This window comes from Amycolatopsis sp. NBC_00438, assembly GCF_036026695.1.
GTDB lineage: Bacteria > Actinomycetota > Actinomycetes > Mycobacteriales > Pseudonocardiaceae > Amycolatopsis.
Genome location: NZ_CP107923.1, coordinates 3,931,969 through 3,944,419 on the forward strand (window position 1 = coordinate 3,931,969; position 12,451 = coordinate 3,944,419).

At 72.8% G+C, this 12,451-nt stretch carries 13 protein-coding genes; 7 read left to right on the forward strand and 6 right to left on the reverse strand.

Translation table 11 applies throughout. The annotated features are described in order from the left end of the window. Window positions 1-9: 9 nt before the first annotated feature. The 3 genes from OG494_RS17390 to OG494_RS17400 are packed head-to-tail and all read right to left on the reverse strand — an operon-like array spanning window position 10 to window position 3,507. On the reverse strand, window positions 10-1,164 hold the full coding sequence (locus OG494_RS17390; RefSeq protein ID WP_328456924.1) for an ATP-grasp domain-containing protein: 1,155 nt from the start codon (window positions 1,162-1,164) through the stop codon (window positions 10-12). Next, complete coding sequence (locus tag OG494_RS17395) at window positions 1,157-2,332, reverse strand: MFS transporter (RefSeq protein ID WP_328456926.1); 1,176 nt, start codon at window positions 2,330-2,332, stop codon at window positions 1,157-1,159. Before OG494_RS17395 ends, OG494_RS17390 begins: the two co-directional genes overlap by 8 nt. Next, on the reverse strand, window positions 2,329-3,507 hold the full coding sequence (locus OG494_RS17400; protein WP_328456928.1) for an ATP-grasp domain-containing protein: 1,179 nt from the start codon (window positions 3,505-3,507) through the stop codon (window positions 2,329-2,331). The genes OG494_RS17395 and OG494_RS17400 overlap by 4 nt, the downstream gene beginning before the upstream one ends. A gap of 187 nt (window positions 3,508-3,694) precedes the next feature. Between OG494_RS17400 and OG494_RS17405 the strand changes: the two genes are divergently transcribed. Then, window positions 3,695-4,312 (forward strand): hypothetical protein, encoded by a 618-nt coding sequence (locus OG494_RS17405; RefSeq protein WP_328456930.1) that lies wholly within the window; start codon window positions 3,695-3,697, stop codon window positions 4,310-4,312. Here the strand turns inward: OG494_RS17405 and OG494_RS17410 are convergent. Then, window positions 4,302-5,555, reverse strand: coding sequence for an MFS transporter (locus OG494_RS17410; RefSeq protein ID WP_328456932.1), 1,254 nt, complete (start codon window positions 5,553-5,555; stop codon window positions 4,302-4,304). The two genes, OG494_RS17405 and OG494_RS17410, sit on opposite strands and share 11 nt — an antisense overlap. A gap of 52 nt (window positions 5,556-5,607) precedes the next feature. On the opposite strand from OG494_RS17410, the gene OG494_RS17415 reads away from it, so the two are divergent. Continuing rightward, window positions 5,608-6,333 carry an AraC family transcriptional regulator gene (locus tag OG494_RS17415; RefSeq protein WP_328456934.1) on the forward strand — a complete coding sequence of 242 codons (726 nt, stop codon included), beginning with the start codon at window positions 5,608-5,610 and terminating at the stop codon, window positions 6,331-6,333. A 3-nt stretch (window positions 6,334-6,336) separates the two neighbouring features. Here OG494_RS17415 and OG494_RS17420 read toward each other — a convergent pair whose 3' ends face one another. Beyond that, complete coding sequence (locus tag OG494_RS17420; protein ID WP_328456936.1) at window positions 6,337-7,233, reverse strand: SDR family oxidoreductase; 897 nt, start codon at window positions 7,231-7,233, stop codon at window positions 6,337-6,339. Between the two features lie 104 nt (window positions 7,234-7,337). On the opposite strand from OG494_RS17420, the gene OG494_RS17425 reads away from it, so the two are divergent. Beyond that, on the forward strand, window positions 7,338-7,922 hold the full coding sequence (locus tag OG494_RS17425; protein ID WP_328456938.1) for a TetR family transcriptional regulator: 585 nt from the start codon (window positions 7,338-7,340) through the stop codon (window positions 7,920-7,922). Window positions 7,923-7,926: 4 nt separating this feature from the next. Here the strand turns inward: OG494_RS17425 and OG494_RS17430 are convergent, their stop codons facing one another. Then, window positions 7,927-8,592, reverse strand: a complete 666-nt coding sequence (locus tag OG494_RS17430) for a TetR/AcrR family transcriptional regulator (RefSeq protein WP_328456940.1) — start codon at window positions 8,590-8,592, stop codon at window positions 7,927-7,929. Window positions 8,593-8,725: 133 nt separating this feature from the next. Between OG494_RS17430 and OG494_RS17435 the strand changes: the two genes are divergently transcribed. The 4 genes from OG494_RS17435 (at window position 8,726) to OG494_RS17450 (ending at window position 11,556) form a co-directional block, all read left to right on the forward strand. Continuing rightward, window positions 8,726-9,634 (forward strand): SDR family NAD(P)-dependent oxidoreductase, encoded by a 909-nt coding sequence (locus tag OG494_RS17435; protein WP_328456942.1) that lies wholly within the window; start codon window positions 8,726-8,728, stop codon window positions 9,632-9,634. Between the two features lie 110 nt (window positions 9,635-9,744). Continuing rightward, window positions 9,745-10,047 carry a hypothetical protein gene (locus OG494_RS17440; RefSeq protein ID WP_328456944.1) on the forward strand — a complete coding sequence of 101 codons (303 nt, stop codon included), beginning with the start codon at window positions 9,745-9,747 and terminating at the stop codon, window positions 10,045-10,047. 501 nt (window positions 10,048-10,548) lie between these two features. Further along, window positions 10,549-10,941, forward strand: coding sequence for a nuclear transport factor 2 family protein (locus OG494_RS17445; protein WP_328456946.1), 393 nt, complete (start codon window positions 10,549-10,551; stop codon window positions 10,939-10,941). 39 nt (window positions 10,942-10,980) lie between these two features. Further along, window positions 10,981-11,556 carry a PadR family transcriptional regulator gene (locus OG494_RS17450; RefSeq protein ID WP_328456948.1) on the forward strand — a complete coding sequence of 192 codons (576 nt, stop codon included), beginning with the start codon at window positions 10,981-10,983 and terminating at the stop codon, window positions 11,554-11,556. Window positions 11,557-12,451: the final 895 nt, after the last annotated feature.

The window sequence follows — 12,451 nt, forward strand, 5'->3', positions numbered from 1 at the left end:
GGAGCGGGTTCACGACCCGCGGGTGAACGCCGTGACAGCGCGGGCGAGGTGGGTTTCGAGCTCTTCGCGGGTGTCGCCGACGGCGACGACGAACCCGTGCCGGTCCCGCGACTGGCGCACCACCGGCGGGCGGTCGCCGGGGACGGCGGACAGGTGGGCTTCCACGACCCCGGGCAGCGCCGAGACCGCGGTCAGGTCGACGGCGGGCACGGGCGTGCCCGGGGGGAACGTGACGTAGCGGATCCCGGCGACGCGCCGGCGTGCCGGGCCGGCCGGCGTGGGCCGGCCGAAGACGACGGCCATGGACTGCTCGAAGACGTCCTCCCCGAGCGCGAGGCCGAGCATGTCGCTGATCCGGTCGCCGCCTGGCCGGCCGTGCGACTCGATCAGCCGCGGCCCGTCCGTGGTCAGCATCACCTCGGTGTGCGAGACGCCGTAGTGGTAGCCCGCGGCGTCGAGCGTCGCCGCGACGAGGTCCGCGATGGCCGTGGCCTGCCCCGGGTCCACCGGCAGGGTGTGCCCGGTCTCGACGAAGTGCGGAGCTCCGGTCGTCGCCTTTTCGGTGATCGCGAGGATCCGGTGGCCGCGCGGCGAACTCATCGCCTCGACGCTGTATTCGCTGCCGTGCAGGAACTCTTCGACGAGGTGGGGCCGGTCGAGCTCGGTGAGGGCCTCGGCGTCGGCCGGGCCGTCCAGCCGGGTCACGCCCGCGCTGCCGGTGCCGTCGACCGGCTTCACGATGCACGGGTACCCGATGCGGGCGATGGCCCGGCCCAGTTCGGCGAGGGTGTCGCAGACCGCGTGCGCGACCGGGACGCCGGCCAGATCGCCGACCGCGGCGCGCAGTTTCGCCTTGTCCCGGAACGTCTCCAGCGCGCCCGGCCGGGTGCCCGGCCAGCCCAGCCGCTCGTTGACCACGGCCGCCGCCGAGCAGCCGAGCTCGCCGAACCCGAAGCAGGCGACCGGACCGGGGAGGTCCAGTTCGCGCAGGCGGGTCACCAGGGCGCCGGGATCGGTCGTCCACGGGCTGCGGAAGACGAGCCCCGGCACGTCGCCGGGGTCGGGCCCGTCGGGCGCGGGGACGACGACCATGCTCAGCCCGAGCCGGCGGGCGGCGTCGATCACCAGGTCGCGGGGGTTGAGCAGGACGACGGTTTCAGGCATGGCGGACCCGCGCTTTCGGCAGGAGGAGGCTGGTGACGGCGGCGATCACGGACACGCCGATCAGCACGAGCCAGACGTCGTTGCCGCTGAGCAGCTGCACGAGGTAGCCACCGAGGCTGGCGCCGGCGAGGCTGCCCACGGCGCCGGCCGCGCTCATCGCGCCGAGCGCGATCCCGGTGCGGCGCACCGAGCTCGCGCGGATCGCCTGCTCGTCGAGGCTCGGCCCGATGAGCATTTCGGCGACGGTGACCGGCAGGGCGAAGACCAGCAGCGAGAACCAACCGGCGTGGGCCAGCAGGACCGCGTACGCGCACGCGAAAGCCAGGAAGCCCAGCGCGAGCAGGGTGCGGTTCGCGGCCCGCGCGAAGACGTGGCGCAGCAACGCGTACTGGCACAGCACGACCAGCACGCCGTTGACCGTGAAGACGACCGCGATCGCCGCCGTGCTGCCGGTCATGGCCAGGGCCGCGATCGGCACGACGACGTTGAGCTGGCTGTAGATCGCCCAGTAGGTCACGCCGAGCCCGAGCAGCGTGAGCCAGTGCGCCCGGCCCCACCGGCCGTCCGGGGGCTCGGGGGCCAGGGTGGCCGGCCGCGGCCGGGCCGCCGCGGCGCCCGGGCGGGCGAGCAGCCGGACGCCGAGGATCAGGTGGGACAGCACGCAGGCAGCGAGGATGTACCGGAAGCCGAGCGGGTAGACGACGGCGCCGAGCGCCGGCCCGGCGACCACGCCGATGTTGACGAACGTCGACCGCAGGGCGAGCATCGCCCGCGGCCCGACGCCGTCCTCGGCGACCAGCCGGGTCTTGATCGCCAGGCCCAGCAGCGAGCCGCCGACCCCGACGGTCACCACCCCGCCGACCAGCGAGGCGGACAGTCCGCCTCCGCCGACGCCGAGCAGGACGTACCCGGCGATCCGCAGCGCGAAGCCGGCGGCCATGACGGCCCGGGGGCCGAAGCGGTCGACCAGGAACCCGGTCAGCAGCGAGAAGGCCTGGCCGGAGAAGGCGAGCAGGCCGACCAGGAACCCGGCCTCCCCCACCGCCACCCCGCGGCCGGTGAGCTCGATCGCCAGCAACGGCAGGAACATGAACGTCGTGAGCCCGGTCAGCAGCACCGTGACCAGCAGGGCCCGCCCGTCCGAGGACGTTTCGCGCCAGGCTGTCACGGCGTGTCCGCCCCGACGTTCGCCGTCAGCCACGTTTCGGTTTCCCACAGCCGGAGTTCGACCTCGGCGGTGTCCCGGCCCTCGACCATCGCCCAGCAGAGGTGGGAGGTGCTGTTCTGCGCGACCGCCCCGGCGGCGAGGGCGGTGTTGACCTCGTACTCGGTGACCCACGGGAACGGCGGCCGCCCGGGCGCGCGCACCGCGTGCCCCGGCGGGACGATCGCGACCGCGCCGTGCAGCCTCGCGGGCGGTCCGCTCGGCGCGTCGGCCACCGGCAGCCCGGTGGACAGCCGCAGCCACACCGTCAGCGGGTCCAGGCCGTAGGTCGCGCGGGTGAGCGCGGGGATCCGGGCTCCGCCGACCCGCGACGCGATCTCGCACAGCAGCAGCTCGCCGCTGGGGGTGCGGAAGACCTCGAGGTGGTAGGCGGACACGGCGGGCGCGTCGAACGCGGCGAGGCAGTCATCGAGGAACGCGGTCAGCTCGATCGCGACCGGGTCGTCCGGGTGCAGCTGCAGGGAACCGTTGTTCTCCCCCGAGAGCACGCCGAGGCAGCTGCGCAGGTACCGCGAGCAGGCCACGAACCGGTACCCGTCCGCGAACACCGCGTCGACGTGGTGGACCTCGCCCTCGACGAACTCCTCGGCCATCAGGTCGTCACGCCAGTGCCGGCGGCTGAACGCGGTCAGGTCGCGGTTGTCCCGCAGCACCGTGATGTCGCGGGAACCGCCCTGCTTCCGGGGCTTCACGACGACCGGGTAGCCGACGTCGCCGATGAAGTCGAGCAGGTCGGCGAAGGTGCCGAGACCGGCGAAGCGCGGCGTGCGGACGCGCTTGCCGGCCACCTCCTTCATGACGACCTTGTCGCGGAAGGACAGTGCGCTTTCCGGCGACTGGCCGGGCACGCCGAGGTGGGCGCGGATCCGGGCCACGCGTTCGAGGTCGTACTCGTTGTCCGTGATCACGTGGTCGAAGACGCGGTCCCGGGCGAGCTCGCGCAGGCGGAGTTCGGCGTACGGCACGAACTCGCAGTCCGGCACGTACTCGTAGTGCGCGAACCCCGCGGTCGCCTCGAGTTCGTTGTGGCTGAAGACGTGCAGCCCGGCCGTGTGTTCGGGCAGCATGGCCGCGTAGTCGTTGAGCCGTCCGTAGTTGACCACCGCGATATTGCCCACCACAACCGCCCCCTCGCCACTCGCACGCCGCTGTCACAGCGATGCTAGGGAGCGGGCCGGGCACCCCTCATCTCCGAAGCGGCGGCATCACCGCACGACAGGACAACTGCGGGCAGCGAAGATCCGCTAACGCACGAAGTGATCCATTCCGCCCCGCGGACCGGAGCCGGCGCGCTAACTTCCCTTCATGGTGCGCTCTCTGCTCTGCCTGGCCCTGCTCGCCGGGGCCACGTCGCTGGCCGGCTGCTCGCCGGGTGACGACCACCAGGTCTCCGTCGACGCGGTCCGGCAGGCCGCTTCCGGTGGCCGGGCGGCGAAGTGCCCGATCGGCTTCGACGTGCCGGGCGCCCTGCGGTCCGCCGGGGTCGATCGCCCGGTCACGCCGGACGCCGTCGACGTCGAGGTGTCCAAGACCGATACGCCGGCGGCCGACCCGATCGCCGCCCAGCAGAACGGGATGTCCGCGCTCGACGCGGCCGCCGGCGCCTACCTCGAGTGCGGCTACCAGGTCGACGGGAAGGCGCTCACGGTCCGGCTGGTCGCCACCCGGGCCAAGGGCGCCATGGCGTTGCTCGCCCCGCAGCTCCAGCGGGACGCCCGCCTGGCGGTCGAGGAGCTGCGGGCCTTCCTGGACGCCGCACCCGGCCCCGGTGAGGTCAAGGTCGTCGGGGGTTCGGTGGCCGTCGGCGCGCTGGCGGCCACCGGCGGGGACGCGGCCCTGATGGTGTCCTCCGAGGCGCCCGAAGTGCGTGACGACGTCTTGCGCACCGTCGCCGGCGAACTCCTCGGCCAGGTCAGGTTCTGAGCGAGTCGTAGCGCCAGAACGGCCGCACGCTCAACGCGGCGGCGAGGACGAGCGCGACGCAGACCAGCGCCGCGCCCGACCAGGCGATCGTCAACGTCGTCGCGGCGGCCATCGCGCCGGCCCGGACGTCGCCCAGGCGCGGGCCGCCGGAGACCACCACCGTGTAGACGCCCTGCAGCCGGCCGCGCATCCGGTCCGGCACGTACGTCTGCAGGATCGTCTGCCGATAGACGACGCTGACCAGGTCGGCCGCGCCGGCGACGACCAGCAGCGCGACGGCGGCCCAGAGGCTGCGCACGAACCCGGCGGCGGCGACGGCGGCCGCCCAGCAGACGACGGCGCACGTCAGCGCGACGCCTTGCCGGCGCACCCGGCCGATCCAGCCGCTCAGTGACCCGGCCAGGATCGAGCCGACGGCGATCGCCGAGTACAGCGGGCCGACGCCGCCGTGGAACCGGGTGGCGGCGGCCTGGGGGAACAGCGCCTCCGGCATCGCCAGCGCCATCGCGGCGATGTCGACGGCGAACGACATCAGCAGGACCGGGTTCCCGCCGAGGAACCGCAGGCCTTCGAGCACCGACCGGAGGCCGGGGCGGCCGGCCGGGGCCGCCGACGGGAACGACGGCAACCGGAAGGCCGCGTACAACGCCGCCGCGAACAGCACGGCGTCGGCGCCGTAAGCCCAGCCGAAACCGCCCGGCAGTCCGATGAGGACACCCGCGACGAGCGGCCCCGCCACCTGACCGACGCTGCCGGCCGTGTAGTTCAGGGCATTGGCGGCGGGGATGTACTCCGCCGGCACCAGCAGCGGGACCATCGCGCTGCGCACGGACGCGGAGACGGCGAACCCGCCCGACTGGGCGGCGACCAGCGCGAGGATCAGCGCCGGCGACCGCAGGCCCAGGACGCTCTGGGCCAGCAGCGCGAGCGTCACCGCCCACGTGACGAACGACGTGAGCAGGTACAGCTTCCGCCGGTCGACGGCGTCGGCGACCGCGCCGCCGTAGAGGCCGAACACGACGATCGGGACGAACCCGACCAGGCCGGCGAGCCCGACGACCAGCGACGACCGCGTCAGGGCGTACAGCTGCACGGGCACGGCGACCGCGGTGACCGTCATGCCGATGACGGCGGTGCTCTGCCCGAGGAACGTCCGCCGGAACGCGGGAACGGCCAGCGGGCGGGTGTCCGCGACGACGCGGCGCAGGCGATCCCGGAACCGGGTCGGCACGACAGGGGGCATGCCTCCACGATGGTCGGCGCCGGCCGGCAGACTTCCGATAATCTGCCACCTTGTGTCGCAAACCCGCCATCGGCATCACCCGGGTGAGGTCATCACCCGGCACCGGCACGAGGACCACCAGCTGATCTACGTCAGCAGCGGCGTCCTCGCCGTCCACACCGACCACGGGACGTGGGCCGCCGGTGCGCACCGCGCCGCCTGGATCCCGGCGCACACCTGGCACGAGCACCGCGTCCACGGGCACGCCGAGGTCCACACCCTCGCGTTCGCGACGCAGGAAGCGCTGCTCCCCGGCGACTCGCCCACGGTCATCGCCGTTTCCGGGCTCCTGCGCGAACTGCTGATCGCGGCCACCGAGCCCGGCCTGCCGCCGGGTGAAGCGCGCCGCCTGCGGGCCGTGATCCACGACCGGGTCCGCCGCGCCCACGTCGCCCCGCTCACGCTCCCCCGCGCCCGCGACCCCCGGCTGGCGCACGCCTGCCGGCTGGTGACCGACGATCTCGCCCACCCGCGGACCATCACCTGGCTCGCCCGCCGGGTCGGCGCCAGCGAACGCCACCTCGCGCGGCTCTTCCGCGGCGAGTTCGGCACGACGTATCCCCAGTGGCGCACCACCACCCGGGTCTTCCAGGCCATGCTCGAGCTCACCGCGGGAAGCAGCGTCACGCAGACCGCGCACCGCTGCGGCTGGGCCACCACGAGCGCGTTCGTCGACACCTTCACCCGGACCATGGGCCAGACCCCCGGCACCTACCGCGCCGCGGCGGCCGGGGGTTAGCGGCTACTTGGTGCCGTACGCGCCCGCGTCGAGGTCCTCGACGAGCGTCGGCCCGCTAGGCGTCCAGCCGAGCAGCTCGCGCGTCTGCGTGCTGGTCGCGGCGAGGTCCATGGCGAAGAACCCGCCGATCCAGCCGTAGTGGTCCTGGACGTCGCCGGCCGCGATGGAGGCGACGGGCAGGTCGTACGCGCGCCCGATGGCCTCCGCGATCTCGCGCGTCGGCACGCCTTCTTCGGCGACGGCGTGCAGGCGGCTGCCCGCGGGCGCCTTCTCCAGGCCGAGGACGGTCATCCGGGCGGCGTCGGTCACGTGCACGGCGGCCCAGCGGTTGGTCCCGTCGCCGGGATAGCCGGAAACGCCCTTCTCGCGGGCGATCGCGGTGAGGACCGCGATGAACCCGTGGTCGGCGGTGCCGTGGACGGTCGGCGAGAACCGCAGGCTCACCGGGTGCACGCCGCGGCCGGCGAACTCGAGCGCGAGGTTCTCACTGCCGCCGCGCGGGCTTTCCAGGCCGTGGAACGGGGACGCGTCGGCCTCGGTGGCGGGCCGGCCCTGGGTGAGCGCGGCGATCCCCGACGCCAGCAGGAACGGGCGGCCGGTGCCGGTGAGCGCGTCGCCGATGGTCTGGACGGCGCCCCGCTCGGCCGCGCTCGACACGGCCGGGTTCGCGAAGTCGTGCTTGTTCGCCAGGTGGATGACGGCTTCGGCGTCCTCGGCGCCGGCCCGGATGCCGTCGAGGTCGTCGAGGTCGCCGCGGCGGACCCGGACCCCCTTGGCCGCCAGCGCGGCGGCGGAGGCGTCGGACCGGGCCAGGCCGGTGACCTCGTGGCCGGTGGTGAGCAGTTCGTCGACGACGGCGGAGCCGATCCAGCCGGAGGCTCCGGTGACGAATACGCGCATGAGGTGAACTCCCTGTGGTCAAACCCTATGTCAGCGACTGACGTCGGTAACTGACATCAACGTACTCTCGAAGTCAGTCGCTGTCATCACCTAGACTCGACGGCATGGTGCGTTGGGAACCGGGGACCCCGGAGCGGCTGCAGCGGGCCGCGCTCGAGCTGTTCGCCACCCGCGGGTTCGAAGAGACGACGGCGGCGGAGATCGCCCAGTCCGTCGGCCTGACCGAGCGCACCTTCTTCCGGCACTTCAGCGACAAGCGCGAAGCCCTCTTCCACGGCCAGGAACGCTTCGCGCAGGCGTTCCTCGCCGGCATGGAGACCGCGCCGCCGGACGCGTCCGCGATCGAGGTCGTCGCCTGCGCGCTGGAGGCCGCGTCGGCCTTCTTCCCGGACGAGCGCCGCCCGCACTCCCGCACCCGGCAGTCCGTGATCGACCGGAATCCCGCGCTGCAGGAACGCGAACTGCACAAGATGGCCACGCTCGCCACCACGCTCGCCGGCGCCTTCCGCGCGCGGGGCGTCGGCGACCCGGCGGCCTCCCTGGCCGCGCAGACGGTCACGGCGGTGTTCGGGATCGCGTTCACCCAGTGGATTCGCGACGGCGAGGACCGGCCGCTCGCCGATATCGCCGACGACGTGCTCGCCGAGCTGCGCACGTTGACCAGCGGCAGCCCGGCACCGGCGGGCTGAGCGGCTAACTCCGCGCCACGGCCCCCGAGATCAGCAGGGCGAGGCCGTGCTCCAGCGAGGCGGCCAGGTCCACTTGCAGCTCGGCGAGCGCCGGGTCCGTCGCGTACGCGGCGAGCGTGCTGGCCGAGGGCCGGCAATGCGTCGAGAGGCCGCCGGCCAGGATCATGGCCAGCAGGCACACCTGCTTCGCCGCGGCCCCGACTTCCGGCACGTGCCGGTCGAAGAGCTCGACCATGGCGTCGAGACCGGCGAGCGCGGATCGCTTGTAGCGCACGACGACGTCGACGGAGACGTTGTGCTCCAGGACGCCGGCCTGCGCGCTGATGAGGTCACACAGCACAGTGCGCTCGGCCAGTGATCTCGCCACGATCGCCGCCAGCCGGTCGCCGCGCTCCCGCACGGACAGGCCGGGATCGACGCCGCCGGCCAGCTCGGCCGCCACGTCGGGCAGCCAGTCCCCCAGCGCTTGGTCCAGCAGCTCGAACAGCACAGCCTCGCGGGATTCGAAGTACCTCAGCACGTTCGACTTGGCCAGCCCGACCCGGCGGCTGAGCTCGTTGAGGCTCACCTCGGCCACCGGCATCTCGTCGAGCATCACCAGCGCCGTGTCGAGGATCTTGCGGCGCCGTTCCTCCCGCTGCTCCGCACTGCGCGCCCGCTGGAACGTCATGCGACACAGGGTAACCGTCTTGCACCCGGAGTTAAAGACCGGCAGTCTCTTGACAATAGACCGACGGTTCCTTAACGTCGACGGCATAACAGACCGCCGGTCCGCAAGGACCTGCCCCGAAGGAGCGACCGCCATGACCGAACACTGGACCGCCCGCGACGTCCCGGACCAGACGGGCCGCGTGGCCGTCGTGACCGGCGCCAACACCGGACTCGGCTTCGAGACCGCCCAGGTGCTCGCCGAGCGCGGCGCGTCGGTGGTGCTGGCCGTGCGCGACGTCGAGAAGGGCAAGCAGGCGGCGGCCCGCTTCGGTGCCGGCGCCGACGTCACCGTGCAGGAGCTGGACCTGGCGTCACTGGAGTCGGTGCGCACCGCCGCGGCCGAGCTGCACACGGCGTTGCCGAAGATCGACCTGCTGATCAACAACGCCGGCGTGATGTACCCGCCGCGGCAGACCACTCGCGAAGGCTTCGAGCTGCAGTTCGGCACGAACCACCTCGGGCACTTCGCGTTCACCGGCCTGCTGCTCGACCTCCTGCTGCCGGTGCCCGGTTCGCGGGTCGTGGCGGTCGCCAGCATCGCCCACCGCCTCCGCGCCGCGATCCACTTCGACGACCTGCAGTGGGAGAACTCCTACGACCGCGTCGCGGCCTACGGCCAGTCCAAGCTCGCCAACCTGATGTTCGGGTACGAGCTGCAGCGCCGGCTCGCGCCGCACGGCACCACGGTCGCCCTCGCCGCCCACCCCGGCGTGGCCCGCACCGAGCTGATGCGCAACTCCCCCGCCGCCCTCCGCGGGGCCTTCGCCGCGGTCGCCCCCCTGTTCACCCAGGACTCCGCGCGCGGCGCGCTGCCGATCCTGCGCGCCGCCACCGACCCCGGCGCGCTCGGCGGCCAGTACTACGGCCCCGACGGCCTGGGCGGTTACCGCGGGCACCCGGAGGTCGTCTCCTCCAGCCCGCAGTCCCACGACCTGGCGCTTCAGCGTCGTCTGTGGGAGGTTTCGGAGGAACTCACGGCCGTCGAGTACCCCGTCGGGTGACCTCTACCCGGTGAATTCATCTCGCACGAGGGTATTTCTACCCTCACGGCTGTAACGAGTCCCGCCGCCGCAGCGACTGTCCAGTATCGCGCGGGAAGGCTGGGGTGCCGATGACCGAACGTCGTGCTAGGCGGGTCGATGTAGCCGCCCAGCCCCGTCATGTCAGTCTCGACCAGGAGGCCGTCGAACCCGTCGATCCCGCCGGCGCGCCGGGTGCCGGGGAACAGTTCGAGTACCCCGGGATCGTGCTCCGCCGCGAGAGCGACGGCGCGCCGCCCGAGGAGACCTGGCTGCCGATGGGCGACGAGCCCAGCGACGAGGACGACGAGCGGCTCATCGCGGCGTTGCACGACGCCTGGCTGTGGACGACCGAGTCGGAACGGGACGCGGACACGGTCAGCGGCACCCTCTGACGGCGGCCCTCTCCCCGGCTGCGTAAGGGAATTCCCGCACGCCGGTGTGCCGAGGGTCTCCGGCTTCGGGTGCTGGTCCGGCGACCGGTGCCGGTGTTCCGCGTCGCGGCGGCGGTCTGCCCGCTCCCCTGGACAGTCCGCCTCGCGCGCACAACCCGACCGGTGCGACACCGGGCGGTGGCGGACGGCCTGGGCCGGGTTCGACCGGACCACCGGCGATTGCTGCGGGCTCCCCGCGTCCGCGGACGAGCCGACCTCGGTGACCGGTCCGCTCTCGGCGTTGGCGCAGCGGGCGGCGATCCGGGTGACGGAGCCGCGGGGAGCTGGAGGCCACGTACCGGGAGCTGCTCGCGTCCCACCGCCACCAGAACCGCCGTCCCGCACTGGGCGCGCGGGAAATCGCGGTGCGGTTCTCCGCGTTCCCCGCCGTCGGACTCCGCGCGTCGCCGACCATCGGCTAGACTCTCGGATACTCAACTAATTGACTACCCGAGGTGCAGTATGAACAGCTTCCGCAAGGCTGTCGAGGCACGCGATCCGGAGGCCATGGCGGCCGCGCTGGCGGAGAACGTGGTGTTCCGGAGCCCGGTGGCGTTCCGGCCGTACCCGGGCAAGGCGATCACCGCCGCGATCCTGCGCGGCGTGCTCCGGGTGTTCGAGGACTTCCGGTACGTGCGCGAACTCGGCGGCGGCGAAGGAAAGGACCACGCGCTCGTCTTCGAGGCCCGGATCGGCGACACCCGGGTCGAGGGCTGCGACTTCCTGCACCTGGACGACAACGGCCTGATCGACGAGTTCACGGTGATGGTGCGTCCGCTCTCGGCCGCCCAGGCCCTGTCGGCCGCGATGGCCGCGCAGTTCGAGCAGATCCAGCGCGAGGCCACGGAAGCCTGACCTAATCACTTCGTTGACTATGACGGAAGAGGTTACGGGGTGGCACTGCGCAACGCGCTGATGGCCGCGCTGCTCGAAGGGGAGGCGTCGGGCTACGACCTCGCGAAGGTGTTCGACGCGTCCGTGGCGAACTTCTGGATGGCCACCCCGCAGCAGCTCTACCGGGAACTGGACCGGATGGCGGCCGACGGCCTGGTGCGAGCCCGGATCGTCCACCAGGAACGGCGGCCGGACAAGCGGCTGTTCTCGCTCACCGAAGCCGGCCTCGAAGCGTTGCACGCGTTCACGGCCGGCCCGCCACGCCCCGGCGTGATCCGCGACGAGCTGATGGTGCAGGTCCAGGCGGTCGACGCGGGCGACCAATCCGCTGTCCGCACCGCGCTCGAGGAGCGGGCGACGGCCGCGGAGGCGAAGATCGCCCGCTACGAGAAGCTCCGCGCGCGCCTGCTGGACGGCCGCTTCGAAGACGACTACCTGGCGGAGGCCGAGCGGATCGGCCCGTACCTCACGCTGATGCGCGGCCTGTCGTTCGAGCGGGAGAACGCCCGCTGGTGCCGGCAAGCCCTCCGGACACTGGACCTCCGCGCACCGGTTCGGCAACCGACGGAGCCCTGACCGCGTTCGCGCCACCCGCGGCGCGGCCGCGGCGACCTCGGTGACACTGCACCAGGCGGCCAGGTGCGATGCCGCGGCCCAGCAGGCACGCACGACGCCACGCCGCCGCTCAGCTCGCGCGAATTCGGCACCTGCCCGCCGGGGCGCCCCCCGTTTCCACGCTACCGGGCAGCACCGACAAGTCCGGGCACAGCGGCGCCACTCCGGCCCTTCCGGCCGCCGTGTCGACCGCTCCGATCGCCGGGCTACCCCTTCCCATCGCCGAATTGGTCCCCACTGCCGCCATGTTGGCCCTTCCCTTCCAGCCAACGTGTTGACCCTTCCAGCCAACGTGTCGGCCGCTCCGGCCACCGTGTTGACCACTCCGGTTGCCGGGTTGGCCCTTCTGGCCACCGTTTCAGTCGCTCAGGCCACCGTGTCGGCCGCCTCGGTCCCCGTGTTGATCGCTCCGGTTGCCGAGTTGGCCCTTCCGTCCACCGTGTCGGCCGATCCGACTATCGAGTCGCCCCTCCGGCCACCATGTCAGCCGCCCCGGCCGCCGTTTTGACCGCTCCGGTTACCGAGTCGACCCTTCCTGCCACCGTGTCGGCCACCCCGGCCACCGTGTCGGCCACCCTGGCCACCGTGTCGGCCGCCCCGACTATCGAGTCGGCCCTTCAGGCCACCGTGTCGGCCGCTCCGGCCACCGTTTTGACCGCTCCGGTCCCCGTGTTGACCGCTCCGGTCCCCGTGTTGACCGCTCCGGTTACCGAGTTGGCCCTTCCCATCGCCGAGTTGGCTGTTCACCGCCGACCGTCTTGTCGCCGACAGCTGACACTTTCGCCGTTCCGGCCTCCACGCGGAGCGGCCAGACACGACGTCCGGCGAATCCGGTCCGGTACGGCGATGTTGATTC